This is a genomic window from Rhodococcus sp. KRD175 (assembly GCF_017168275.1).
GTDB lineage: Bacteria > Actinomycetota > Actinomycetes > Mycobacteriales > Mycobacteriaceae > Rhodococcoides > Rhodococcoides fascians.
The window spans coordinates 168,195-190,790 of record NZ_JABFAQ010000011.1; the positions used below are offsets into that span (position 1 = coordinate 168,195).

General features: G+C 64.1%; 22 protein-coding genes. 9 read left to right on the plus strand and 13 right to left on the minus strand.

The annotated features are described in order from the left end of the window. The 9 genes from J1M81_RS17320 to J1M81_RS17360 form a co-directional block, all read right to left on the minus strand. A partial coding sequence (locus tag J1M81_RS17320; protein WP_167325728.1) for a TerD family protein occupies positions 1–517 on the minus strand: 517 nt, incomplete at its 3' end. 114 nt (positions 518–631) lie between these two features. After that, complete coding sequence (locus tag J1M81_RS17325) at positions 632–859, minus strand: helix-turn-helix transcriptional regulator (protein WP_027495068.1); 228 nt, start codon at positions 857–859, stop codon at positions 632–634. Further along, complete coding sequence (locus J1M81_RS17330) at positions 859–1,458, minus strand: DUF2975 domain-containing protein (RefSeq protein WP_241258202.1); 600 nt, start codon at positions 1,456–1,458, stop codon at positions 859–861. Before J1M81_RS17330 ends, J1M81_RS17325 begins: the two co-directional genes overlap by 1 nt. Positions 1,459–1,542: 84 nt before the next feature. Next, positions 1,543–2,277 (minus strand): ESX secretion-associated protein EspG, encoded by a 735-nt coding sequence (locus J1M81_RS17335; RefSeq protein WP_206498464.1) that lies wholly within the window; start codon positions 2,275–2,277, stop codon positions 1,543–1,545. A gap of 2 nt (positions 2,278–2,279) precedes the next feature. Next, positions 2,280–3,650 carry a PPE domain-containing protein gene (locus tag J1M81_RS17340; protein WP_206498465.1) on the minus strand — a complete coding sequence of 457 codons (1,371 nt, stop codon included), beginning with the start codon at positions 3,648–3,650 and terminating at the stop codon, positions 2,280–2,282. Positions 3,651–3,689: 39 nt separating this feature from the next. Continuing rightward, complete coding sequence (locus J1M81_RS17345; protein WP_206498466.1) at positions 3,690–4,493, minus strand: HAD family hydrolase; 804 nt, start codon at positions 4,491–4,493, stop codon at positions 3,690–3,692. Then, the gene (locus tag J1M81_RS17350) at positions 4,490–6,823 is read right to left on the minus strand and encodes a phosphoribosyltransferase (protein ID WP_206498467.1); all 2,334 of its coding nucleotides are present in this window, start codon (positions 6,821–6,823) and stop codon (positions 4,490–4,492) included. Before J1M81_RS17350 ends, J1M81_RS17345 begins: the two co-directional genes overlap by 4 nt. Next, the gene (locus J1M81_RS17355) at positions 6,820–7,968 is read right to left on the minus strand and encodes an HpcH/HpaI aldolase/citrate lyase family protein (protein WP_032382656.1); all 1,149 of its coding nucleotides are present in this window, start codon (positions 7,966–7,968) and stop codon (positions 6,820–6,822) included. The genes J1M81_RS17350 and J1M81_RS17355 overlap by 4 nt, the downstream gene beginning before the upstream one ends. A gap of 29 nt (positions 7,969–7,997) precedes the next feature. Then, positions 7,998–9,077, minus strand: coding sequence for a hypothetical protein (locus J1M81_RS17360; protein ID WP_206498513.1), 1,080 nt, complete (start codon positions 9,075–9,077; stop codon positions 7,998–8,000). Positions 9,078–9,297: 220 nt separating this feature from the next. Between J1M81_RS17360 and J1M81_RS17365 the strand changes: the two genes are divergently transcribed. Together J1M81_RS17365 and J1M81_RS17370 are read left to right on the plus strand one after the other, a co-directional pair. After that, a complete protein-coding gene (locus J1M81_RS17365; RefSeq protein WP_027495074.1) occupies positions 9,298–9,873 on the plus strand; it encodes a TerD family protein in 576 nt (191 codons plus the stop codon). Between the two features lie 125 nt (positions 9,874–9,998). Beyond that, positions 9,999–11,096 carry a DUF475 domain-containing protein gene (locus J1M81_RS17370; protein ID WP_032373439.1) on the plus strand — a complete coding sequence of 366 codons (1,098 nt, stop codon included), beginning with the start codon at positions 9,999–10,001 and terminating at the stop codon, positions 11,094–11,096. Positions 11,097–11,128: 32 nt separating this feature from the next. Here the strand turns inward: J1M81_RS17370 and J1M81_RS17375 are convergent, their stop codons facing one another. The 3 genes from J1M81_RS17375 to J1M81_RS17385 all read right to left on the minus strand — a co-directional run bounded on the left by J1M81_RS17375 (position 11,129) and on the right by J1M81_RS17385 (position 13,779). Then, the gene (locus J1M81_RS17375) at positions 11,129–11,473 is read right to left on the minus strand and encodes a response regulator transcription factor (RefSeq protein WP_032382644.1); all 345 of its coding nucleotides are present in this window, start codon (positions 11,471–11,473) and stop codon (positions 11,129–11,131) included. A gap of 151 nt (positions 11,474–11,624) precedes the next feature. Continuing rightward, positions 11,625–12,323: a response regulator gene (locus J1M81_RS17380; RefSeq protein WP_206498468.1), complete on the minus strand. Its 699-nt coding sequence runs from the start codon at positions 12,321–12,323 to the stop codon at positions 11,625–11,627. A 52-nt stretch (positions 12,324–12,375) separates the two neighbouring features. Then, positions 12,376–13,779, minus strand: coding sequence for a glycosyltransferase family 87 protein (locus J1M81_RS17385; RefSeq protein ID WP_206498469.1), 1,404 nt, complete (start codon positions 13,777–13,779; stop codon positions 12,376–12,378). Between the two features lie 161 nt (positions 13,780–13,940). Between J1M81_RS17385 and rpsF the strand changes: the two genes are divergently transcribed. The 7 genes from rpsF (at position 13,941) to J1M81_RS17420 (ending at position 20,360) form a co-directional block, all read left to right on the plus strand. Further along, a complete protein-coding gene (gene rpsF, locus J1M81_RS17390; RefSeq protein WP_008711385.1) occupies positions 13,941–14,228 on the plus strand; it encodes a 30S ribosomal protein S6 in 288 nt (95 codons plus the stop codon). Between the two features lie 57 nt (positions 14,229–14,285). Beyond that, the gene (locus J1M81_RS17395; RefSeq protein ID WP_027495079.1) at positions 14,286–14,831 is read left to right on the plus strand and encodes a single-stranded DNA-binding protein; all 546 of its coding nucleotides are present in this window, start codon (positions 14,286–14,288) and stop codon (positions 14,829–14,831) included. A gap of 42 nt (positions 14,832–14,873) precedes the next feature. Then, positions 14,874–15,116: a 30S ribosomal protein S18 gene (gene rpsR, locus J1M81_RS17400; RefSeq protein ID WP_027495080.1), complete on the plus strand. Its 243-nt coding sequence runs from the start codon at positions 14,874–14,876 to the stop codon at positions 15,114–15,116. A gap of 15 nt (positions 15,117–15,131) precedes the next feature. Next, positions 15,132–15,587 (plus strand): 50S ribosomal protein L9, encoded by a 456-nt coding sequence (rplI, locus tag J1M81_RS17405; RefSeq protein WP_027495081.1) that lies wholly within the window; start codon positions 15,132–15,134, stop codon positions 15,585–15,587. Positions 15,588–15,815: 228 nt separating this feature from the next. Further along, positions 15,816–18,095, plus strand: a complete 2,280-nt coding sequence (locus tag J1M81_RS17410; protein ID WP_032399387.1) for a bifunctional SulP family inorganic anion transporter/carbonic anhydrase — start codon at positions 15,816–15,818, stop codon at positions 18,093–18,095. Positions 18,096–18,618: 523 nt separating this feature from the next. Then, complete coding sequence (dnaB, locus tag J1M81_RS17415) at positions 18,619–20,013, plus strand: replicative DNA helicase (RefSeq protein ID WP_027495083.1); 1,395 nt, start codon at positions 18,619–18,621, stop codon at positions 20,011–20,013. A gap of 89 nt (positions 20,014–20,102) precedes the next feature. Continuing rightward, positions 20,103–20,360, plus strand: coding sequence for a DUF3297 family protein (locus tag J1M81_RS17420; RefSeq protein WP_094716203.1), 258 nt, complete (start codon positions 20,103–20,105; stop codon positions 20,358–20,360). A gap of 46 nt (positions 20,361–20,406) precedes the next feature. Here J1M81_RS17420 and J1M81_RS17425 read toward each other — a convergent pair whose 3' ends face one another. Continuing rightward, positions 20,407–22,587 (minus strand): cation-translocating P-type ATPase, encoded by a 2,181-nt coding sequence (locus J1M81_RS17425; protein WP_052061294.1) that lies wholly within the window; start codon positions 22,585–22,587, stop codon positions 20,407–20,409. Between the last annotated feature and the right edge of the window lie 9 nt (positions 22,588–22,596).

The following is a 22,596-nucleotide window of genomic DNA, read 5'->3' on the forward strand; positions in this document are numbered from 1 at the left end:
GTGCAGGGGGCGGGGTGGGAGCCGGCGCGTCGTCCACGGAGACACCGTGATCGGTCACCAGTGCAGCGAAACCACCCGCGTAGCCCTGCCCCACGGCGCGCACTTTCCAGCTCCCCTGGCGGCGGTAGATCTCCAGCGCGATGACGATGGATTCGGAGCTCAAGCCGTCGATCGTGTACTCGTACAACACGTTTCCCGCTGTGTCGCTGACTCGTGCGACCGGGGGTGCCGATCGGCCGAAGTTGCTCGACGCGTCGTCGAGGGTGATGACCGCACGGATCTGCTCGATGTCGGACGGAACGGCGCCGAGCGAGACGGCGAGCCGCGCCGGCCCGCCCTGCCCGGGTTCGAGGCGGACACCGGGACCGGTCGGCTGATTGAAGAACACGAAATCGGCGTCCGTGCGCACCTTTCCGGCGTCGGTGACCAGAAGTGCAGACAGGTCGGCCGGCACCGCCAGGGCGATGGACACGACGACGTCGCCGACGGTGAGGGGGCCGTTCTGACCCTTGGACAACGGTTGACCGGCCGGAGCAGACAATGTGGTGGACTCTCTCTCGAAGTGCTGGTTACCGTTATCCAATGTACTTGGTCGATTTGTCCGGCTGATGTGACCGCGAAGGCCTATCGGTCAGATCTGACGGAGGGTGAACAGGTCGCCAGGGGTGCAGCCGAGCACCCGGCATACGGCGGTCAAGGTGGAGAATCGGATGGCCTTGGCGCGGTCGTTCTTGAGTACCGACAGATTCACGACGCTGACCCCCGCCAGACGCGACAGCTCGGCGAGCGTCATGCCGCGGGCTTCGAGGATCTCGCCGAGATGACACACGACGAGATGGTCGACGAATTCCTCGGCCATCAGACCAGACCATCGGCGTCGCGAGCAAGCTTGGAGCCCTGACGGAGCACTGCGTAGACGAACTGCAGGACCACTGCGACGATCACGGCAAGCCAGAATGCGCCGAGGCTCCCTGCGGTATCGGTGACATCGGTCGTTTCGAGCGCGCTCTGAATGGCATTGGTACTCATCACCCGTAGGCCCCCGGTAATGACCGGGTACAGAACCAGGCAGACGGCAACCACAACCAGGTCGATGCTGGCGCGGGTGCTGAACGGAGTCTCCTCGATCACGTTGAGAAAGAACCGGTACGCGAAGAAGATCCCTATCAGAATGACGATTCCGCCGGCCACGATCTCGCCGTATCGCATGAAGTCGATCATCCCGATGAGCCTCTGGACATCGCTCTTGGCAACAGCGAGTTCGACGGCGTTGCCCGGCTGCAGCCGGCCGCCGAGCAACTCGATGGTCGGCGAGTTGTAGCGCGGCGTGACCACTGCGCTGACGTAATCCGAGGAGTGGTATTCCCAGGCCTTCCAGCCGGACCAGACCACTGCCGCCCCTGCGTAGAACACCATTGCCCATTTGTTGGCTCGTGCCGAACCCAGTCCGTATGCCATCCCGCCGCCTCCATATCGATAGTCGATAACAACGAATATCGATAACCTATCGAAAATCGATACGGTGTCAAGGGGTGGGCTGTGTCATCGGCGTAAGGCCGACTCCAACTGTCGCCCAATCTCGGCAACCAATCGGGTGGAATCGGCGGGCACGACGTCGATCGACGCGTGGGACCGAACGAGGTAGCGGCCGTCCCCGTCGAAGTCCATCCAGAAGAACGAGACGGCATCGGTATCGCGGCGGTGGTCGTAGGTGGCGCCGCGCGCGACGATCACCTCGCCGACTGCCGATCGCGGTCGGGCGAAGAACGCCTCGAATTTCTCGTCCGCAGTCGCGTTTCGAGTGGCCGTGGACAGTATTGCTCCGCTCGATGTGGTTGCAGTGCAGGGATGTTCGAGGGTGGCTGCCGCACGGCGTCCGGCCTGCACGGTCGGCACGGACTCGGCGATCCGTACGGGGGCAGATGCCGGGGTCGCCGTGTCGATCGTGACCGAACAGTCCGGCCCAGGTCGTTGGGTGAGGACAACCGCGAGATCGTGGGTCACCGCTGCATGAACGCGCACCGGGCTCTGCCCGAGAGCGTGTGTGTCGCTTCGGCATTCGATGCGTACAGCGGGGTCGATCACCACTCCGATGGCCGCCTCGAGCCGCTCGTCCACCAGCGCGTCGATCCTCGCCGACGCTTCGCGCCGCAGCCGTCGGAGCTGATCCTCGGTATCGACGTCGACGGTGACGGCCAGAGGGTAGGGCAGCCGATCCCGTCCGAAACGACTGCAGAGCATCGCGAAATCCATGCCGCGCACGGTCCATTGCGTCACCGTCAGCCGCCGAGCACAGGGGGTGCGACGAGTGGCAGGTCGCCGATCAGTTCGCTGCCGTTGCCGACGTCGATCAAATAGCCGGGGGTGGTGTGTTCTCCGTCGTTGTCGCCGGTGCCACGACCTCCCGCCGCGCCCATACCGCCCACTCCGGGCATACCGTGAGCCCCTGCTCGACCGGCCGCCGCCGCACTCGCGCCGCCCGGGCCGCCGCTGGAACCGCCGGAACCGATCGGAGACCCGAGAACAGATCCGCCGTAACCTGCACCGGAGCCCACACCGCCACCGGATCCGTTGTAGCCCGAGCCGCCGTAGTTGGAGCCGCTGTAGCCCGAGCCGCCGTAGCCGGAGCCCGGGGAGCCTGTCCCCGAGGAACCGCCGCCTCCCACGTTGCTTCCGAGTCCCCCGGGAGCATTTCCGGGGCCACCGGCTGCGGCGGCCCGGGTTTCCCCGGACCGATCTGCAGGCGGCAGCGGTCCGGATGGACTCGAACCCGGTTGCCCGCGGCCCGATTGTCCAGGCGTCGCGGTGCCGGCATCGGTCTGCTGCGCAGCCGACTGCGCTGCGGGATCGACGGCTCCTGCCGAGCCTGCGCCCCCACCGGACGTCGCACCGCCGCTCCCACTGGCGGCCGGGAAACTGCCCGGCGGGAAACCGCCTGCCCAGCCGCCGGTGGAACCACCGCCTCCGCCGTCGACGGGATTGTGCGCCGTCGGCAGCACCGGAACGTTGGTGTCAGACAGCACCACGCCCGGTACGTACACCGATCGCATGATGCGACGTGCTTCGTTCTGCTGCTCCTCCTGCACTGCCGTCGCCGTTTTGGTAGCGAACGGAACGGGGAGCAGGGAACCGATCAGGGTGTTGGCCTCGGACGCGACCACCGGCGGCATTCTCGACTTGGTCTGCTCGAATCCCGCGTGTGCTTCGAGCAGCTTGTTCCCGATCAGGCTCATCGACGTGGCCAGCGCGGACGCCGACGAGACGTAATCGCCTACGCCGCCGCGCACGGCGTCGGACATCGGCCCGGACCAGCCCGACGCCATGGCCGCCTCGATTCCCGTTCGGAAGCCGTCGGATCCGGAGCCGGCGGCGGCCGAGAGGTCGTTCCAGTTCTTCGACGAAGTCGCAATGGGACCGATGGCCAACGACCCGACCATGCCCGCGATGTCCTCGTGTGACATCACCTCGAACGGTTCGGTGATCGTCACTTCGTTGGGTTCGTAGTCACCGCGGTAGTCGAATGCCCCGTTCGCTTTCTCGAACGCCTCCCCGAGCATGGTGCCGACCAGCTCGGGCCCCACCGGGGTCACGAATATGTTGGTGACTATCCCGTCGATCGTCGCTTCGAGTTCCTCGTACGGATTCGCCATGCCCACCCCTTGCCACGCGCCTGTCCCCCCGACGAACTGTTAGACGCGGTGCGCTGTGGTTCGGTTCCGCAGCCACTCGAGAATTTCCTCGCTGGCCCGCACGCCGGAGGAATCGGTGACGGTCAACCCGGGGCGGGTGAACCCCAGCAGTTCGAGCTCGCCGTGCCGCGGCCGAACGGCCTCGTCGGCGGCCATGAGCATCTCGGCGTCGAGCGCGCCGTCACCGGCAGCGAACACGCCGGCCTCGGCATCCAGGGAACCGTCCTGAACCAGCCTGGAACGGACCTCGGCCACGGCGGAGCTCTTGCACACCGCGTTGGGCATCGTGTAGATCTTGCGGCCTTGCTGGGACACGTTCCAGTCGCGTGCCGCGCACCACTGCGACCAGTCCGAGACGAAGTCCGGCGGTACGGCGGTGACGTCGACGACGAGGTAGCAGAACAGGCCGTCGGCCTCGCGGTACTTCAGTACCCAGTCTTCGGAGACCCTCGATCTCAACTCTGCGCCGATGCCGGCCAGGTCCAGATCGAAGCCCTTGCGCCAGGCCGTATCCGGCTCACCGTCGACGAGAATGTTGCCACCGTTGCTGGTGATGGCGTACCGCCACGGGGCACCCGGCAGGTCGATACGCTGGAACTGTTCGATGGTCCGCGTCGTCGTCGGAACCACGGTGACTCTCTCGCTCAACCCGCGGAGCAGCGACATCGACCGAATGCTCATGTACGACAACGGTTTACCCTCGTACACCTCCACGCACTCGAACGTCTCGTCCAGGGGCACACCGAGCGCGCCTTCGGAGAAGATTATCGTGCGATCGAGGTCGACGGCGACGAGGGCGCTCACGAGGCATCCTCGGTCGAGACGTTCTTGATCAGACCCATGCACGAGTAGGCGAGGTCGGGTACCACGTCGACCGGTACTCCCCTGGCCTCGGCGAGCATCCGAATATGTTGGTGCTCCGGAGCATTCGCGTCGCGCACCAACACGCGCCACGGTACTCGGCGTAGCAGCACCCGCGTGGTCTCGCCGACGCCGGGCTTGACGAAGTTGACGTGCGAGATGCCGTACTCCTGGCGGACCTTCTCCACCGATGCCCATCCCGACCAGGTGGGAGTTCTGTCGGACGCGAGCACCGCCGACACAGTCTCCGCGACCTCGTCACGCACGTCGTCGAATCGAGCTGCCACCGCGTCGAGTAGATGCCGTGAGACATCGTCGGGGGCGAGGTCCGAGTAGTACTTCGCGCCGTGGAAGTCACCCGGCCGGATGAGACTCTCGTTGAGGACTGTTCGCGAAACAAGGCCCGAGACGGTCGAATTCAGGCAGGCCGACGCAATGAGAAAGTCGTCTCGGGTGCCGTAGGTGCGAGCGCAGTGTCCGGGATCGGCGAGCACGGCCAGATCGTCGTCGAAGTCCGCCCCAGGGAAGTCGCGCAGTGCCGCTGTGAGTTCGCGTGCGATGGCACCTTTGCCGGTCCAGCCGTCCACGAACACCACCGAGCGTGAATCGTGGTGCTCGGCGAGGTAGCGCAAAGCGACGCTGTCGATACCCCGATCACGCACGATCGATACGGCGTAATGCGGTATCTCGATGCCGTGGGCGGCGAAAGCCCAGCGCCGCATCAGAATTCCCACCGGAGTACCGGCCCGGGCCAGTGACGCGAGCACGATGTCGTGTCCGCGCTCGGCGAGCACCACCTCGGTGACGGTTCCGACGGCGACCGCGAGCCGCGCCGCACTCTCGTGCAGTACCTTCTCGAACAGTTCGCGATACGCAAGATCGGGTTGGTATTCCACCGGCAGCGATTCGGCATAGTGTGCCGTGCCGGCCTGAATCGCCTTCTCGCGCTCTGCCGTTGCCGCTTCCAGCGAGATCCCCGACAGATCTCTGAGTAGCCAGGTCACCTCGTCCGGCGCGTACGAGCCGAACTCGGGCCCACGCAGTGGACGGGCGCGTCTGGCGATCTCGAGCGCCTGCGGATCGGCACCGGTCACGACCACGACCAGCACGTCGGTGCCCGCCGCCGCGAGTTTCTCTGCCGCGGCGGTGAGTGCGTCGGTATCCGCGGGGGCATCGGCGACGAACACCAGGGTCGAGCCGGCCGGCGCGTCGGCGTTGTAGAGGTAGCGCAGAGAGGATTCGTCCTCGGGCGCTGCGAATTCGAAGCCCCGGCGCAGTGGGTAGCCCGCCACGTCGAGTACGTAGGCGGGCGAGCGGGTGGTCGTCTGGAACAGGGCGCTGTGTCCGCGTCGTTGCAGCGCTGCCGCCAGGCGTAACGGCAGGTACATCAGCTCCTCGTGGCCGACGACCACGACGGCACCCGAGTCGGGGAGCGACGCGTCGACGGTGGCCGCGACTGCTTCGATAGCGTCGGCGAACCCGGGTGCATCGGACCCGAGGAAGCCGTGGCGGCCGCCCTCGGGTAGAGCTGCGGGCCAGGGCGCGTCGATGCGGCGTACCGAACCGGGTTGTGTAGCAACCGGATTGAACGTCGGATCGGGGAGGCTCAGTACCGTCTCCACGAGCCCGGGTTCCAGCTCGACCGATCCCTGAGCGAGGCTGACGTTGTCGATCACGACGCCCAGTTCGGTGGCCGTTGCTGCGGTCGCGTCGAGATGCTCGGCGGTACGCATGTCCACCAGGGATGCGATGACGTAGTGGGAACGCGCAGCCGTGGAATGGATCTGGCGGAGCGCATCGAGCGCGGTGGCTCCGGTCGAGATCTCGTCGTCGACGAGAACGAGGGGTAGTTCGCCGCCGAGCAGGTCCGCCGAGGTCGGCATCAGCAGATGGTCGGTGGCGTGCGAGTGCCCTTCCTCGAACTCACCGTGCACCGTCATGCCCGGTACCGTGCGGCGGGTCGAGTGCACATAGCAGCGCGCATCGAGGGCGGTTGCCACCGTGTGACCCAATCCCGTTGCCGTCTCCGCGAATCCGAGAACATCGACGTCGGAGCCGCCGACCGCCGCAGCGACCAGGCTGGCCAATTCATCGCCGGCACCGATGACGACGTCCGGATCCACGGGTATGTGTTTGCCGAGCACAGTGGACACCAACAGGTGTGCCCGTCGGGGATTGCGACGTAGGCCGGGACGCACCAGTTGTCGTGCCGTCCACGACGACGAGGAGCCGGTGTCGGTCAGGACGATGCCGTCGGCCGGGTTGTCGGTCATCGCTGAGCCAGCGCCGTCAGGAGGTCCACGAACGTGATCCCTTCGTTGGTGACCCCGAATGCCCGGGCGCGAACCATCGTCTGTTTCGCCCAATTGCGATGTGGTCCCAGCTCGTTCATCTTGTTCCGGTATCCGGAGGCCTGCGCGCCGCCCTGGTCGGAGGCCAGAATGTCGAGGGCGTCGTGGTATTCCTCGTGCGTCACTGCGGACAATGCGTGCACGGCAGGAACGTGGGATGGATGGATGACCGTCTTGCCCTGGATACCGTTGGCGCGGTCGAGGGCGACCTCGCGCAGCAGTGCGTCCAAGTCGCTGCTGACCAGTTGCTGCCGGAAGCGCACGGCCTCCTGGTCGACGAACGGCGTCTGGCGCAGCAATGGCCGGAACATGCGTTCGTGGTCTGCGAAGTACTCCCACACCGGCCCGGTGATGACGAATCCCGATCCGTCGTTGCGGCCCAGATGATTGACGATCGCGCTGATCACGTCGGCTACGACGCGGACGTCGTAGATCGTCAGGTCACGGTCGCGGCGAATGCCGAAGGTGCCGCACATGTCGGTGGCTCCGATGCGGACTGCCAGCACGATGTCTCGGTATTTTCCCAGTAGTTCTCGGATGGCAACGAGTTCGGTGTCGCGTGTTTCGCGGTGGACCACCTCGGCCGACTCGAGAACCGGCATCGCCAACAAGCGGGTGTCGTGCGCGGTGGACGCGGCGAGAATCTCGTCGAGGTACTCGGCTCCGGTTGCCGAGGTGAACTTCGGTACGACGAATCCGGCAAGTCCAGCGGCCCCAGGAGTCAGACCGGCGCAGACCGTCCGAATCTGTTGGGCCGTGCGGGCTCGGACGAACACCAGTGCATTCGAACCCGAGAGTTCGTTCAGAGTTCGGATGGTGTTCTCCACCGCGTACTGCAGATCATGATCTGCGACTGCATCTTCGAGATCGATCACGATCGATCGAACGCCCTCGTCGGTGCGCTTGTGCACCGTCGCGGTCAGGTCCGCACGGGTCGCGGGAATGTACAGCGTCGCACCGAGTGCTGTTGCTACGACGTTGTTTCCGTCACTGACCGCGATGTCCTCCGGTTGCAGGAAGAACATGCGTTCGCGGGTGTCGGCGTCGAGATGGCGAAAGTGTTGCACCATGATCCTTCGTGTGAATGCGGTCGGTGCTAGCTGCGCATGCGTTCGATCACGCCTGCGATGAAGTCCGAAATGGTAGCCAGATCCTGCAGATATGACCAGTAGTCGGGATGGGTACCCGTCAGTGCGTTGCTCGCCCTGTCGATCCGGGCGAGCTGAGCATCCAGCACCGAGCCCCATTCGGCAACCAGACCGCGATTGATCGCGAGTTGTTGAGCGTCACGAAGTTTGAACCGGACCTTGTTCTCGGTCTCGCTCGGATCGGCTTTGACTGCGCGCAGCAGGCGAACTCGATCGGTGACGGCGTCGACCAGGTGCTCGGCATCGGTCAGGTGCGACCGGGCCTGGGCGACGAGATCCAAGGCCTGCTCGGGGTTGCCCGTGTCGAGCGCCGAACGGGCCGCTCGTAGATCCTCGTCGGCCTGTTCGATGTGGCGTGTGCTCGATCGTTCGTTGTGCGATAGATCTGCCGAGCTCTTGGCATTGAATTCGCGGAGCAGACTCGAGAAGGCCGGCGCGATCCCCTCGGATCTCGTTCGTACGGCTTCGATTCGGGTCCGCACCGAGACCACTGCGGTCCGGGCCTCCTGCTGGCGTCCGGGAGCCGAGCGAACCGCCTCGCGCAACGCAGTGGATCTGTCCCGGACGACGGTGGCCTGCTCTCGCGCACGCAGCGGATCCCGTCGAACATCGTTCAATTGTGTTGTGGCGGCATCCAGTTCGTTCCAGGCCTGCCGCAGTGATGGATAGGTGGCGTACTGCTCGTCGACGGTGGACCGCGCAGCGTCCGCCTCGGCCAGTGCGTCCTGCACCAGGCGCGGGGTGGCCGCGAACTGTGCCGAGGCGTGCTCGAGAGTGCTGCGATGAGCCTCGTAGAAACGATCGACGGCGACACTGGCGTCGTGGAGCAGTCGCGTCGCGTTGTCGAATGCCGACCTCGCGGCGGCAGTGGTGATTCCGTCGAACTGTTCGACGGCAGCGAGATACGCCGCTCCCGCGTCGAAACACAGCTTCTCGGTATCGAACCATCGGCGGGCGAGTCCGTCCTCCGGACGCAGCGCGGTGGATGCCTCGACGCCGGCGGATGCGATGGACTGTCGCTTGTCCATGTCGAGAAAGGCGGCGACAGCGGCGTCCTGGGAACGACGCGCGGCGGCGTCCGATTCGGAACCTCGGCGAAACACCCCAGGCCAGCGACTTGTCACCTGTTCGATACTACCGACGGGAACCTCCGCATCACCGCGCTCGTTGGTCGAGTACGTCCAGAAACCGGACATTCCCACTACGGTTGTACCCGTAACGGGAAACCAATTGCGAAAGGACCTCTCAATGGGCGTCAGCCTCAGCAAGGGTGGCAATGTCTCGCTCACCAAGGCAGCACCGAACCTGACCGCGGTCGTGGTCGGCCTCGGTTGGGACATCCGCACGACGACGGGCACCGACTTCGACCTCGATGCCAGCGCCATCGCATTGAACTCGACGAAGAAGGCCCTGAGCGACGGGCACTTCGTGTTCTTCAACAACTTGAAGTCTCCCGACGGCTCCATCGAGCACACCGGGGACAACACGACCGGTGAAGGTGACGGAGACGACGAGCAGATCAAGGTCGATCTCGCCGCTGTGCCGCCGGAGATCGAGACCATCACGTTCCCCGTGTCGATCTACGATGCGGACGCTCGCTCGCAGTCGTTCGGTCAGGTGCGCAACGCGTTCATCCGCGTCATCAACCAGGCCGACAACTCCGAGCTTGCTCGCTACGACCTCAGCGAGGATGCCTCGACCGAGACCGCGATGGTCTTCGGCGAGCTGTACCGCAACGGCGCGGAGTGGAAGTTCCGCGCAGTCGGCCAGGGCTACGCGTCCGGACTCGCAGGCATCGCCCGGGACTTCGGAGTAAACGTCTAGTAAAGGCACTCCCAAGATTGGGGATACCCCCGCCTCGTCATTCATGATGGGCGGGGGTTTTTCCGTTTCGTCCCCCAACTTGGTCGCGCCTGCGGGCTCTGCTCCTAGCCAGAAAGGCCACTGACGTGGTTATGAGAATCTTCGGCTGGTCGATTGCGGTCACCATCGTGTCCGTCATCGTGGCCTTCTTGTACGGCGGACTCGAGGCGATGATTCTCGTCCTCATCCTCGGTGTGCTCGAAGTGTCCCTGTCTTTCGACAACGCCGTCATCAACGCCACCGTGTTGCGACGGATGAGTGAGTTCTGGCAGAAGATCTTCCTCACCATCGGCATCGTCATCGCCGTGTTCGGCATGCGGTTGCTGTTCCCGCTGGTCATCGTCTGGGCCGCGTCGGGCCTCGGTCCGGTCGCCGCCATCGACCTGGCACTCAACCCGCCCGCCGACGGTGCCGCGACCTTCCCGGACGGTTCGCCCAGTTACGAAACGCTCCTCACCGACGCACATCCACAGATCGCAGCCTTCGGCGGCATGTTCCTGCTGATGCTCTTCCTCGGCTTCATCTTCGAGGATCGCGAGATCACGTGGCTGAGCTGGCTGGAGAAGCCTCTCGCCCGGATCGGTCGCCTCGATCAGCTGTCCGTTGTCGTCGCGGGCCTGCTGCTCGTGCTCAGCGCCGAATTCCTCGCCGACGACGACAAGATTTCCACCGTCATGGTCTCCGGTGTGCTCGGCATGATCACGTACATTGCCGTCAACGGTCTCGGCGAACTGTTCCACATCGAGGAAGAGGGCGAAGAGTCCTCCGGCGGCCCGAGCGAACTGGCGAAGGCGACCGGCAAGGCCGGTTTCTTCCTGTTCCTCTACCTCGAGGTCCTCGACGCGTCGTTCTCGTTCGACGGTGTCATCGGAGCCTTCGCCATCACCGCGGACCCGATCATCATCGCGCTCGGCCTCGGCTTCATCGGTGCCATGTTCGTTCGCTCGATCACGGTGTTCCTCGTTCGCAAGGGAACGTTGTCGGACTACGTCTACCTCGAGCACGGCGCGCACTGGGCCATCGGTGCCTTGGCCCTCATCCTGCTCGTGTCGATCGGCGTTCACATCAACGAACTGATCACCGGCTTCGTCGGAATCCTCTTCATCGGTGCCGCACTGATCAGCAGCATCCGACGCAACAAGCGTCTCGAGAGCGAAGGCGTGGACACCGAAGTCCACGTCTGACCTACGCTCTCGAACCGCAACAGCTCGAAGACTTACAGCTCCGAGATGTCGACGAGTCCGTCCTGCAGGGCCCGGGCCACCAGGGCGGCCTTGGTCGGGGCGGACCGTCCGACAGAGGTGTATTTCGCGCGGATGCGCGTCAAGTGGGTGTTGACGGTTCCCAGTGACAGGAACAGTGCCTTGGCGACCTCGGTCTTGGAGTCGAGGCGAATCCAGCAGAGCAGTACCTCGATCTCACGGTCGGTCAGGCCGGGCCGCGTGGGGAACGTGTCCAGCTGCTCAGTGGGCGGCACCAGGCTGATCAGTCCGCGAGCGAGCGGTGCGGCAGAGATGGAGTCGCTGTGTTCCGAGGGCATGGGATCGAGCAGTGCGGACATCAGTTCTCCCGAGGGCCGAGGCAGGTTGAGACGGTCTAAACCTGAGCCAACTCATTCTCACAGGTCGATCACAGACTCGCTGCCCTGATTTCTATGGGCATTTGAACCGTCAACTCTGACGATGCGTCATGAGTCGCGCTCCAACCGGTCATCAGTCCTGCGAGGGGAGCTCGGGCATCGGGAGCCACCCGTCTTCGACCGCGCGTTTGTACAGATCGGTTTTGGTCGGTGCCGGACGCCCGGCCTCGGCGTATTTGTTGCGGATACGCACGAGATAGTCGTTCACGGTCTGTTCCGACAGTGCGGCCAGGCGGGCGACGCGTCCTGCCTTCTCGCCCGACGCGTAGAGGGCAAGTACCTCGCGTTGACGTGGGCTCAGACCGACGTCGGGCAGTTGTGGATCGCCGTCGATCGCCGCGGCCCAGTCCGTGGTGACCACCTGCCCGCCGCTCGCGGCTCGCCGGATCGCGGACACGATGGCCGATGCGGGCGCGGACTTGCGCACCACGCCGAGCACTCCCGCGCGTGCAGCGGACCGAACCAGGAATGCGTTCTCGGCACCGGTGTACACCAGCACTCGTGATCCCGCGGCGTGTAGCTGTTCCACGTTCGAGCGCGGAGAAGATCCGTCGCCGAGGCGCAGATCGAGTACCACCAGGTCGAGCTGCTCTCGGTGGGCGAGCAATTCGTCCACGGTGGAGGCCATGATCACGAGATCGAGATCGGGTTCGTCCGCCAGCATGGCCTTGAGGCCGAGCGCGACGGATTCGTGGTCCTCGATCAAACCGATCCGACGTACCGCGGCAGTGCCGTCCTCGGTACTTCCCTGAGATTGCGACACCTGTGCCATGTTCCCGCCCCGCTCTGCGCGCTATTTCCCCAGCGCCCTGTTTCCCGAAGCGCTAGTGCCTCGGTGATGCCGTCACAGATGTCGTCGACGAACGAGGCGACGTTACCGACTCCGAGTCGGTTTCGCCCGGTTGGGCAAACCGCAGGCGAGCGCGGGCGAACATCACGAACAGCACCACCAGCAGCAGCGCTCGCCCCCACACTCCGACGAGTACGAAGAATTCCTCGTCGTTGGCGTCGACGCCGGAGGCCAGCGCAGCGAAGTACTTGAACACGCCGATTCCCATCGACAGATCGACCACCAAGTAAGCGACGACGATTCCCCAGGGGACCCGAAGCAACACGAGGAAGGGAAGCAGCCACAGCGTGTACTGAGGCGAGTGCACCTTGTGCAGCAGCATGAAGCCGCACAGCATCGACCCGCTCACGGCGACCCAGGGATAGGTGCCGATCACGTTCGCGCGCCGGAAGCCGAGCCACAGCGCGATCGCGAACGCGACGAACACCAGGAGCGGCGAGGCCACGTCGACGACTTTCTGGAACGACGCTTCGGCGTCGTTGTACGCGTCGGGCGTCATGCGGTCGTTGACGTAGAGGTGACGCAGCCCCCAGTACCAGATGGAGTTGGTCGTCAGGTCCGCCTGGCGCAGCGACTGGAAGGTGAAGGACGCGCGCCAGCCCTCGTAACCGATGACGGCGAACGGCAGGTTGACCGCGACCACGGTGGCGATCGCGGCTCCGGCGACCTGCAGGCCGCCGCGTATGTCGTAGCGGCCACGGACGGTCTCCGGTTTTTCTCGACCGTTCGTTCCGCCGGTGACGACATAGGCAATGAGCGGGAGCACGAATGCGCCCGGATAGATCTTGAGGCAGAAGCCGATCGCCAGCAGTATGGAAGCCACGATTGCCTTGCGCCGCAATGCAATCGGCATTGTCATGACGAAGATCGCACCTACCGCAGAGGCGACGACCGGTAGTTCCCAGTTGTGGAAGGCGTACATCACCAGGGGTGGGGAGATGGACCACAGCAGCGCCGGCCAGCCGGCCATCCGCCCGAGCATCCAGGCGGTGAGAAGCCCGAACGGTGCAAGGATCAGTGCCGAGGTCAACAGGAACTGCGCGTCGGTGTGGGCCGGGATCGCGCCGAGCCACATCAGCAGACCGCTCAGAACCGGATACTCGACCGTCCCTCCGGTGAGGATTCCATCGCTCGTGATGGCCCCGTGGATGTAGGGAAATATGTGATTGTCGATATCGCGACCGAGCCACAGGAACTGGATGTCGGAGTAGCAGACGGACGAGTCCTTGATGACGTCGAACACCGTGCTGCGTCCGGACTCGTCGAACGGTGCGACGGCGCAGCGGGCCTTGTTCAGATATCCCAGAATCAACCCGATTGCTGCCATCGCGACGACCACGACAACCGTCGTCGGACTGGCGCGGACCCCGGATCGCATGGTGCAAGAGTATGACGAGCGAATGCCCGACTGTGCGCCCAGAGGGAATTAGCAGGTCAGGGCCCTGTCGTGTATCTTCGAGGGGTTGCTGACGCAACGACCCTCCTGCCACGGATAGTCCGTGGCCGTTTTCACTAGTCCACAGGAGGTGATGAGGTCTTATGCGTCATTACGAATTGATGGTCATTCTCGACCCCAATCTGGACGAGCGCACTGTCGCTCCGTCGCTCGATACGTTCCTCAACGTCGTTCGCAAGGATGGCGGCACCGTCGACAAGGTCGATGTATGGGGCAAGCGTCGTCTGGCTTACGAGATCCTCAAGCATGCCGAGGGCATCTACGCCGTTGTGAACCTCAACGCCGAGCCTGCCACCGTCAGCGAGCTGGATCGTCAGCTCGGACTCAACGAGTCCGTGTTGCGTACGAAGGTCCTGCGACAGGGCAAGTAATTGTCGGTGTCCGGCCCTAGGCTGGCACTCACAACGCTTACTACTGAAAGAGGAACCATGGCAGGCGAGACCGTCATCACCGTCATCGGAAACTTGACGGCTGATCCAGAACTTCGATTCACCCCCGCCGGTGCGGCAGTTGCCAACTTCACGGTTGCATCCACCCCGCGCACATTCGATCGTCAGACGAACGAATGGAAAGACGGCGACGCGCTCTTCATGCGCTGCAACATCTGGCGCGAGGCAGCGGAGAACGTTGCCGAGAGTCTGACCCGAGGCTCACGAGTGATCGTGAGCGGACGGCTGCGGCAGCGTTCGTACGAGACGCGCGAGGGTGAGAAGCGGACAGTCGTCGAGCTCGAAGTCGACGAGATCGGACCTTCACTTCGCTACGCCACCGCAAAGGTCAACAAGGCCAATCGCGGTGGAGGTGGCGGCGGAGGCGGCTTCAACTCCGGCTCGGGTTCCTCCGGCGGATCGGGCGGCGGCCGCTCGAACTCCTCGTCCAACTCCGGTTCCGGTGGAGACGATCCCTGGGGCAGTGCCCCGGCGGCGTCGGGCTCCTTCGGCGGACGTGGCGGAGACGAAGAGCCACCGTTCTAGATCCTTCGATCGAGAACAACCAGATGTAACGGAGAAAGACCCATGCCCAAACCGCCATTGCGCGACAAGGTGCTCAAGAAGAAGGCGTGTTCCTTCTGCAAGGAAAAGAACACGGCGATCGATTACAAGGACACGACGTTGCTGCGTAAGTACGTCAGCGATCGCGGAAAGATCCGTGCTCGCCGTGTCACCGGCAACTGCGTCCAGCATCAGCGTGACGTGGCCGTTGCCGTGAAGAACTCGCGTGAGGTAGCACTGCTGCCTTACGCCGCGACGGCTCGATAGAAAGGGGCGATTGGTATGAAACTGATCCTCACCGCTGATGTGGACAACCTCGGTGCGCCTGGCGACACCGTAGAGGTCAAGGACGGCTACGGCCGTAACTTCCTGCTGCCCCGCGGATTGGCCATCCAGGCCACCCGTGGAGCTCAGAAGCAGGTCGACGGCATTCGCCGCGCTCAGGAAGCTCGGGCCGTTCGCGGCCTCGAGCACGCCAACGAGCTGAAGCAGGCCATCGAGGGCCTCGAGTCCGTCACGCTGTCTGTCAAGACTGCCGGCGACTCGGGCAAGCTGTTCGGCTCGGTCACCGCGTCGGACGTCGCTTCTGCACTCAAGGCTGCCGGTGGACCGGTCGTCGACAAGCGCAGCATCGATCTGCCGAAGGCTCACGTCAAGAGCACGGGCAAGCACGACATCGTCGTGAACCTGCATCCCGACGTGACCGCCAAGTTCAAGCTGGAGGTCGTCGGAAGCTGATTTTCAGCTTTCGGCCCGAAACGGCTGCAAGAAACCCCACGAACTTCGGTTCGTGGGGTTTTTTCGTGCCATCTCACAAAATTCAACTGTCACAACGGTTTCCAAATTGTGAAGGATCTCTCTCGGTGCCACCTTCGGCCGAGGTTTGCGTACCCTTTACTTGGGGGCGACATTCCAAGCCGGAACACGATCGACCGACCTGACGCCTAGACGCCCGGAGGAACTGCCGTGACAACGACAGCAGAGCACGATTCAGAACCCAGTCCGAAGACCCGATCCGAGCCGCCGTCTCGGGTCGGGTCGATAATCAAGTACGACCTACCGGCCTCGCTGGTCGTTTTCCTTGTGGCAGTGCCACTTTCGATCGGTATCGCTGTCGCCTCCGGCGCTCCCATCATGGCCGGCCTCATCGCCGCTGTGGTCGGCGGCATTCTCGCCGGTATTCTCGGCGGATCGCCGTTGCAGGTCAGTGGTCCGGCTGCGGGTCTGACTGTGGTGGTCGCCGAGTTGGTCAATCAATTCGGTTGGGCCACAACATGTGCCATCACGGTGTTGGCCGGCCTCGTCCAGGTTCTTCTGGGCATGAGCCGCATTGCTCGTAGTGCACTTGCCATTTCGCCGGTGGTCGTTCACGCGATGCTCGCCGGCATCGGTATAACCATTGCGCTGCAACAGATTCACGTGCTGCTCGGTGGAGAATCCGAAAGCTCCGCGGTGCAGAACCTCCTCGCCATTCCGCGTTCCGTGGCCGACGGCCAATGGCCGTCCATCGTCGTCGGCGGCATCGTCGTCGTGCTGATGTTCTCGTGGCCGCGACTGGCCGGCGTGTCCAGTGTGATGGCCAAGGTTTCCAAAGTGCCTGCGGCACTGGTTGCAGTGGTCACTGCAACCGCGGTCTCGATCTTCTTCTCGCTCGACGTCGAGCGAATCGAGTTGCCGGGCAACCTCATCGAGTCTCTGAGCTTCCCGATCATGCCCGACGGTCAGTGGGGTGCATTCGCCACCGGTGTCATCACCATCGCGCTGATCGCCAGCGTCGAGAGCCTGCTGTCCGCTGTGGCCGTCGACAAGATGCACAGCGGTGAGCGCACCAACTTCGACCGCGAATTGATGGCTCAGGGTGCGGGCAACATGGCCTCCGGTGCCATCGGTGGCCTGCCGATCACCGGCGTCATCGTGCGTAGCGCGACAAATGTCAAGGTCGGTGCCAAGTCTCGTGCGTCGGCGATTCTGCACGGCGTGTGGATCCTGATCTTCTCGGTGCTGTTCATTTCGATCGTCGAGCTCGTACCCTTCGCGGCGCTCGCCGGGTTGCTCGTGATGATCGGTGTGCAGCTCATCAAACTGGCCGACATCAAGATCGCCAACAAGACCGGTGATATCGCTGTCTACGCAGTCACGGTGCTGGGTGTCGTGGCGCTCAACCTGCTCGAGGGAGTGCTGATCGGCCTGGCGCTCTCGATCATCCTGGTTCTGCGACGCGTGGTGCTGGCGAAGATTCGGGCCGAGGAAACGGTCGACGGAACCTGGCGGGTGACGATGGAGGGCTCGCTGAGCTTCCTCGCGCTGCCGCGACTGACTCGTGTGTTGGCCACGGTGCCCGCAGGCACGTCTGTCACCGTCCATCTCGGAGTCGACTTCCTCGACCATGCTGTGCACGACGCGTTGAACGAGTGGGTCCGCCAACACGAAGCGACCGGTGGTTCCGTGCGCGTCGAGGAGGTGGGCACGGCGTCGATGGCTGCGGCCACCGAAGGACCACCGCGGCGCGGATCTGCCACGGTGCGCAGCTCGTTGGCACCGTGGCGGGCATGGCAGCTCAAGAGCGACGACACGCAGGAAGATTCGCCTGCCGCTCTGCGTCCGGTGTTGAGCGGAGTGGCCGAGTACCACCGCACTCATGCCCCCAACATTCGTCCGCACCTGGAAGGTCTGACCGAGTCCCAGGACCCGGACACGCTGTTCCTCTGCTGCGTCGACTCACGCGTCATGCCGAACACGATCACCAGCAGCGGCCCCGGTGATCTGTTCACCGTGCGCAACGTCGGCAACATGATCCCCACTCAAGGTCAGGATTGCTCGGTGGAGGCAGCCCTTGCCTTCGGCGTCGACGAAGTGGGTACGTCGTCGGTCGTCGTGTGTGGCCATTCCGGTTGCGGTGCCATGAAGGCGATTCTCGGCGGGGCGGAGAACGCCGCCGACCCGTCGGTGGCCGAGTGGCTCGGGCACGGGAGAGCCAGCCTGGACGCGTTCCGCAGTGGGCACGCGGTGGGCCGTCAAGCGGCGGAGTTGGGCTTCGGCGAGGCCGACCAGCTCGCGATGGTCAATGTGGCGGTGCAGCTGCAGACGTTGACCCGCCACCGGGTGGTGGGACGCGCGAACGCGGAGGGTCGTCTGCGGATCACCGGTCTCTTCTTCGACATCCCGTCGGCCCGGGTGCTGCAGATCGGTACGAAGGAGATCACTGTTCTCGACCCGGCGCTGTGCCCGCAGAAGGCCGATCTCTGACGGCCTGTTCGAGCGAAGTACGAGGGCCCGATTCCCGACGGGGATCGGGCCCTTCGGCTCGAAAACCAGCTTTAAGACTTTTTCGGTGCCAATTTCGAGCCGGTGTGACGTACTTCACCACGGAGTTCACTTGGCATTTACTCAACACGCCCGAGTTGTCAATTCGGCCGACACGCCGCCCCCAGAACGATGCACAGGCAAAAAACTTTATGTACACGCCTTGACGTGCGGAAATGGTTCAAAGTCCAAAAGTTATACCCAGGTTATCCCCAGACGGTCAACACCGTTGTTCAACCTCGTCCACATTTCATCCACAGATCCATCCACAGCCTGTGTTGTGACTCCTGGCGATACCGCTTAACGTCCCTCCAGCGTCTCTCTCGATGCCGTCGAACGGTGCCGGGGCAGCGCGGATCCGGTACCGAACAGGACCTGTCGGTGCCCGGGGGTAGAACTTGCTTGACCGCACGTCCGGGTGTTATCCGGCCGTGCTCGGACTATGGGGAGAGGACGGCCGGTTCGCGTGGCAGTTGTGGACGATCGAGGACAGTCCGACTACTCCGGCTCCTCCTCCAGCGAAGGTCCGGGCGAAGACTTCGGGCGACAGCCGCCACAGGACATGGCCGCCGAACAGTCCGTGTTGGGCGGCATGCTGCTGAGCAAGGATGCCATCGCCGACGTGCTCGAGGTGCTCCGTCCGGGCGACTTCTACCGGCCGGCACACCAGAACGTCTACGACGCCATTCTCGACCTCTACAGCCGCGGTGAGCCTGCCGACCCGGTGACCGTCTCGGCCGAGCTGGATCGCCGCGGAGAGCTCAAGCGCATCGGCGGCCCGCCGTACCTGATCACGCTGACTCAGACGACGCCCACCGCCGCCAACGCCGGGTACTACGCCGAGATCGTGGCGGAGAAGTCCATTCTCCGGCGGCTCGTGCAAGCCGGTACCCGCATCGTGCAGTTCGGTTACGCCGGAGCCGACGGTCAGGACGTCGCCGAGGTCGTCGACCGCGCACAGGCAGAGGTGTACGAGGTCACCGAGCGACGCACCTCCGAGGACTTCCTCCCCCTCGAAGAGCTGCTGCAGCCCACGATGGACGAAATCGACTCCATCGCCAGCCGCGGCGGCATCTCCCTCGGCGTGCCGACGGGATTCGCCGAACTCGACGAGATCACGAACGGTCTTCACCCTGGTCAGATGATTATCGTCGCGGCGAGGCCCGGCGTTGGTAAGTCTACCCTAAGTATGGATTTCATGCGTTCGTGCTCCATCAAGCACGGCATGCCCAGTGTCATCTTCTCTCTGGAGATGAGTCGCACAGAGATCGTCATGCGTCTGCTGTCCGCGGAAGCGAAGATCAAGCTCGGCGACATGCGTTCCGGAAAGATGACCGACGACGACTGGACCAAGCTGGCCCGTCGCATGAGCGAGATCAGCGAAGCACCGCTTTTCGTCGACGATTCGCCCAACCTGACGATGATGGAGATTCGAGCCAAGGCGCGACGCCTCAAGCAGCGCAACGGCCTGAAACTCATTGTGGTGGACTACCTTCAGCTGATGTCGTCCGGCAAGAAGGTCGAGTCGCGTCAGCAAGAGGTCTCGGACTTCTCCCGTCAGCTCAAGCTGTTGGCCAAGGAACTCGAATGCCCGGTGGTCGCGGTCTGCCAGCTCAACCGTGGTCCTGAGCAGCGAACCGACAAGAAGCCGATGGTCTCGGACCTCCGTGAGTCCGGCTCACTGGAGCAGGACGCCGACATGGTGATTCTGTTGCACCGCCCCGACGCCATCGAGCGAGACGATCCCCGCGGCGGCGAGGCCGACCTGATCCTCGGCAAGCACCGTAACGGTCCAACGGCGACAATTACTGTCGCGCACCAGCTGCACCTGTCCCGATTCGTGGACATGGCACGGGGCTAGGGACAGCGGCGCTGGTCCAACGCTACGTCGCGTATTCTTCATGGGGTTCAGACCCCAGCACCCAACGCAGCACATCGACGAAAGTAATCATGCCCGAGGACCAGAACGCAGACGTTCCACCGAATCATCTCTCGATCGATCCGAGCAGCCGCTTCTACAACGAAGAGGTTCTTCGCCGCGACGTGGGCATTCGCTTCAACGGCGTCGAGAAGACGAGCATTCGCGAATACAACGTGTCCGAGGGTTGGGTGCGTGTCGAGGTCCCGACCGCGAAGGATCGCTACGGAAACCCCATGCTCGTCAAGCTCAAGGGCACGGTCGAACCGTACTTCCGCGACGCAAAATAGCGAAGTAGGTACCGGACACCTCGCCCTGGCGTTCGGTACCTACTGATCAGAGTCGGTATCGGATCAATCGCGAACTGTTGCCGACCACCGCGACCGACGAGGCGTTGTGCAAGATTGCCGCCAGCACTGGGGACAGCGCACCACCGGCGCTGACCGCCAAGCCGAGAGCGTTGACGGCGATGGACATTCCGTAGTTCTGACGGATGACCGACACCGAGTGCCGGCCGAGGTCACGTACGTCGAGCAGACGCGACAAGTCGTCGCTTGCCAGTGCCACGTCCGCGGTCTCGACGGCAACGTCGGTGCCCGCCAATCCCATTGCGATTCCGATATCGGCGACGGCCAACGCAGGAGCATCGTTGGTGCCGTCACCGACCATCGCCACGACGTAACCTGCGTCCTGCAGTTCTCGGACGGCTTCGAGCTTTTCGTCGGGCATCACTTCGGCCCGCCACTCGGTGATGCCGAGTTCCGCGGCGACCGCCGCCGCTGTCTTCGGGTGGTCGCCGGTGAGCATGATGATGCGTTCGACACCATCGGCTCGAAGCGCGTTCAGAACGGCGGATGCGTTGGTACGGACTTCGTCGCGGAGACTGATCAAGCCGACGAGTACGCCGTCGACGGCCAACAGCAGCGGAGTCTCGGCCTCGTCCTGCAGCCGCGAAACCCATTGCTGCGCATCCTCGGACACCGCGACGTTCTCGCTGCGCAGCAGGGATGGACTGCCCAGGAGCAGCGTCCGTCCGTCTGCGACCGTCCGCATGCCGAGTCCGACGATCACCTCGCACTCCTCGTGCGGCGGGATGACGATGTGTCGTTCCTCGGTACTCCGAATGACAGCTTCTGCCAAAGGATGTCGCGAGTGGATCTCGGAGCTCGCCGCGTAGGCCAGCACCTGCTCCGGTTCCCAGTCGTCCTGGAAGGACACGACATTGGTCACCACGGGCCGTCCCACCGTCAGGGTTCCGGTCTTGTCGAACACGAAGGCGTCGACCCTGCCGGCCTGTTCGAGGTGAGATCCGCCCTTGATGAGAATGCCTCTGCGAGCACCGTTTCCGATGGCTGCGCTGATGGCGGTCGGCGTGGACAACCCCACCGCGCACGGGCACGCCACGAGCAGCATCGTCATGGCACGTCGTACATCCCGGGTGACGACGAGAGTCAGCGCCGACAGGATGAAGGACGCGGGGACGAAGCGTCGTGAAAAGTTCTCTCCTACAGTCTGAATCGGTGCACGATCTTCCTGCGCCTCCTCGACGCGAGAGATGATGCGGCCGATCGTGGTGTCGCGACCGACGGCGGAGGCACGCACGACGAGGCGGCCACGGACGACGACGGATCCCGCATGAATACGGTCTCCGGCGACGATCGATACCGGCAAGGTTTCGCCGGTGATCGCGGACTGATCCACCACTGCGTCACCGTCGACCACGGTGCCGTCGACGGGAACGCCCACGTGGTCGTGCACGACGACCTCGTCGCCGATCTCGAGTCGATCGACGTCGACGGAGATCTCGGAGCCGTCGGGCAGCCTGATCCAGGCGGTGTCCTGTGTGCCGGTCAGCAAATCGGAGATCGCGCGTCGAGTTCGCTTGAGGGTCAATTCCTGCAGGTACTCGCCGATGTTCAGGAGCCACAGCACGGTGAGGGCGACGACGTTCTCGCGCAGCACGAGGCTGGCCACGGTTGCGGCGCTGACGAGCGCGTCGGTTCCTGCCGTCCTGTTGCCGGCAAGCGAGCGCACGGCTCCCTTGAGAAACGGGTAGCCGGTGAAGATCGTTGCGCCGGTGGCAACGAGACGGCTGGTGGGGCCGAGGATGGGCGGCCGACGGAACGCGTAGCGGCGAAGACCGAGAAGGACCAGTGCCGCGCCGCCGATAGTCATCCGCAGCACGTCGCCGCTGGTGACGTCAGCTGAGCGCGGACTACGGACCGGTACCAGGGCCCAATTCGTCGAGCGCCCCGCATTCACCGCGTCGAAGAGTTCGGCCCTGTCGATGCGTGTGCGGGAGTACCAGATGACGACCGACGCCGTCCGCGGGTACGCATGAACGGCGCGCACTCCGCGGATCTTGTCCACGTGGTCCTCGACCGCAACGGCACGGCCCGGGCTCGAGCGGAGCCAGTCGACGCGGAGGCGCATACGGCCGGCGGCGTCTGAGAGGATCTCGATGCCGTCTGCCTGCGTCGCGTCGATGTCGAGGGGGCGTTGGGCGAGGGTCGTCATAATCGGAAG

Excerpts from the sequence above, each read along its gene's own strand:
- J1M81_RS17325 (WP_027495068.1), bottom strand. The coding sequence starts at position 859 with ATGGCCGAGGAATTCGTCGACCATCTCGTCGTGTGTCATCTCGGCGAG.
- J1M81_RS17360 (WP_206498513.1), bottom strand. The coding sequence starts at position 9,077 with ATGGACAAGCGACAGTCCATCGCATCCGCCGGCGTCGAGGCATCCACC.
- J1M81_RS17420 (WP_094716203.1), top strand. The coding sequence starts at position 20,103 with ATGCCCGAGGACCAGAACGCAGACGTTCCACCGAATCATCTCTCGATC.
- J1M81_RS17385 (WP_206498469.1), bottom strand. The coding sequence starts at position 13,779 with ATGCGATCCGGGGTCCGCGCCAGTCCGACGACGGTTGTCGTGGTCGTC.
- rpsR (WP_027495080.1), top strand. The coding sequence starts at position 14,874 with ATGCCCAAACCGCCATTGCGCGACAAGGTGCTCAAGAAGAAGGCGTGT.
- J1M81_RS17365 (WP_027495074.1), top strand. The coding sequence starts at position 9,298 with ATGGGCGTCAGCCTCAGCAAGGGTGGCAATGTCTCGCTCACCAAGGCA.
- J1M81_RS17375 (WP_032382644.1), bottom strand. The coding sequence starts at position 11,473 with ATGTCCGCACTGCTCGATCCCATGCCCTCGGAACACAGCGACTCCATC.
- J1M81_RS17380 (WP_206498468.1), bottom strand. The coding sequence starts at position 12,323 with ATGGCACAGGTGTCGCAATCTCAGGGAAGTACCGAGGACGGCACTGCC.
- rpsF (WP_008711385.1), top strand. The coding sequence starts at position 13,941 with ATGCGTCATTACGAATTGATGGTCATTCTCGACCCCAATCTGGACGAG.
- J1M81_RS17425 (WP_052061294.1), bottom strand. The coding sequence starts at position 22,587 with ATGACGACCCTCGCCCAACGCCCCCTCGACATCGACGCGACGCAGGCA.
- J1M81_RS17340 (WP_206498465.1), bottom strand. The coding sequence starts at position 3,650 with ATGGCGAATCCGTACGAGGAACTCGAAGCGACGATCGACGGGATAGTC.
- J1M81_RS17395 (WP_027495079.1), top strand. The coding sequence starts at position 14,286 with ATGGCAGGCGAGACCGTCATCACCGTCATCGGAAACTTGACGGCTGAT.
- J1M81_RS17330 (WP_241258202.1), bottom strand. The coding sequence starts at position 1,458 with ATGGCATACGGACTGGGTTCGGCACGAGCCAACAAATGGGCAATGGTG.
- J1M81_RS17350 (WP_206498467.1), bottom strand. The coding sequence starts at position 6,823 with ATGACCGACAACCCGGCCGACGGCATCGTCCTGACCGACACCGGCTCC.
- rplI (WP_027495081.1), top strand. The coding sequence starts at position 15,132 with ATGAAACTGATCCTCACCGCTGATGTGGACAACCTCGGTGCGCCTGGC.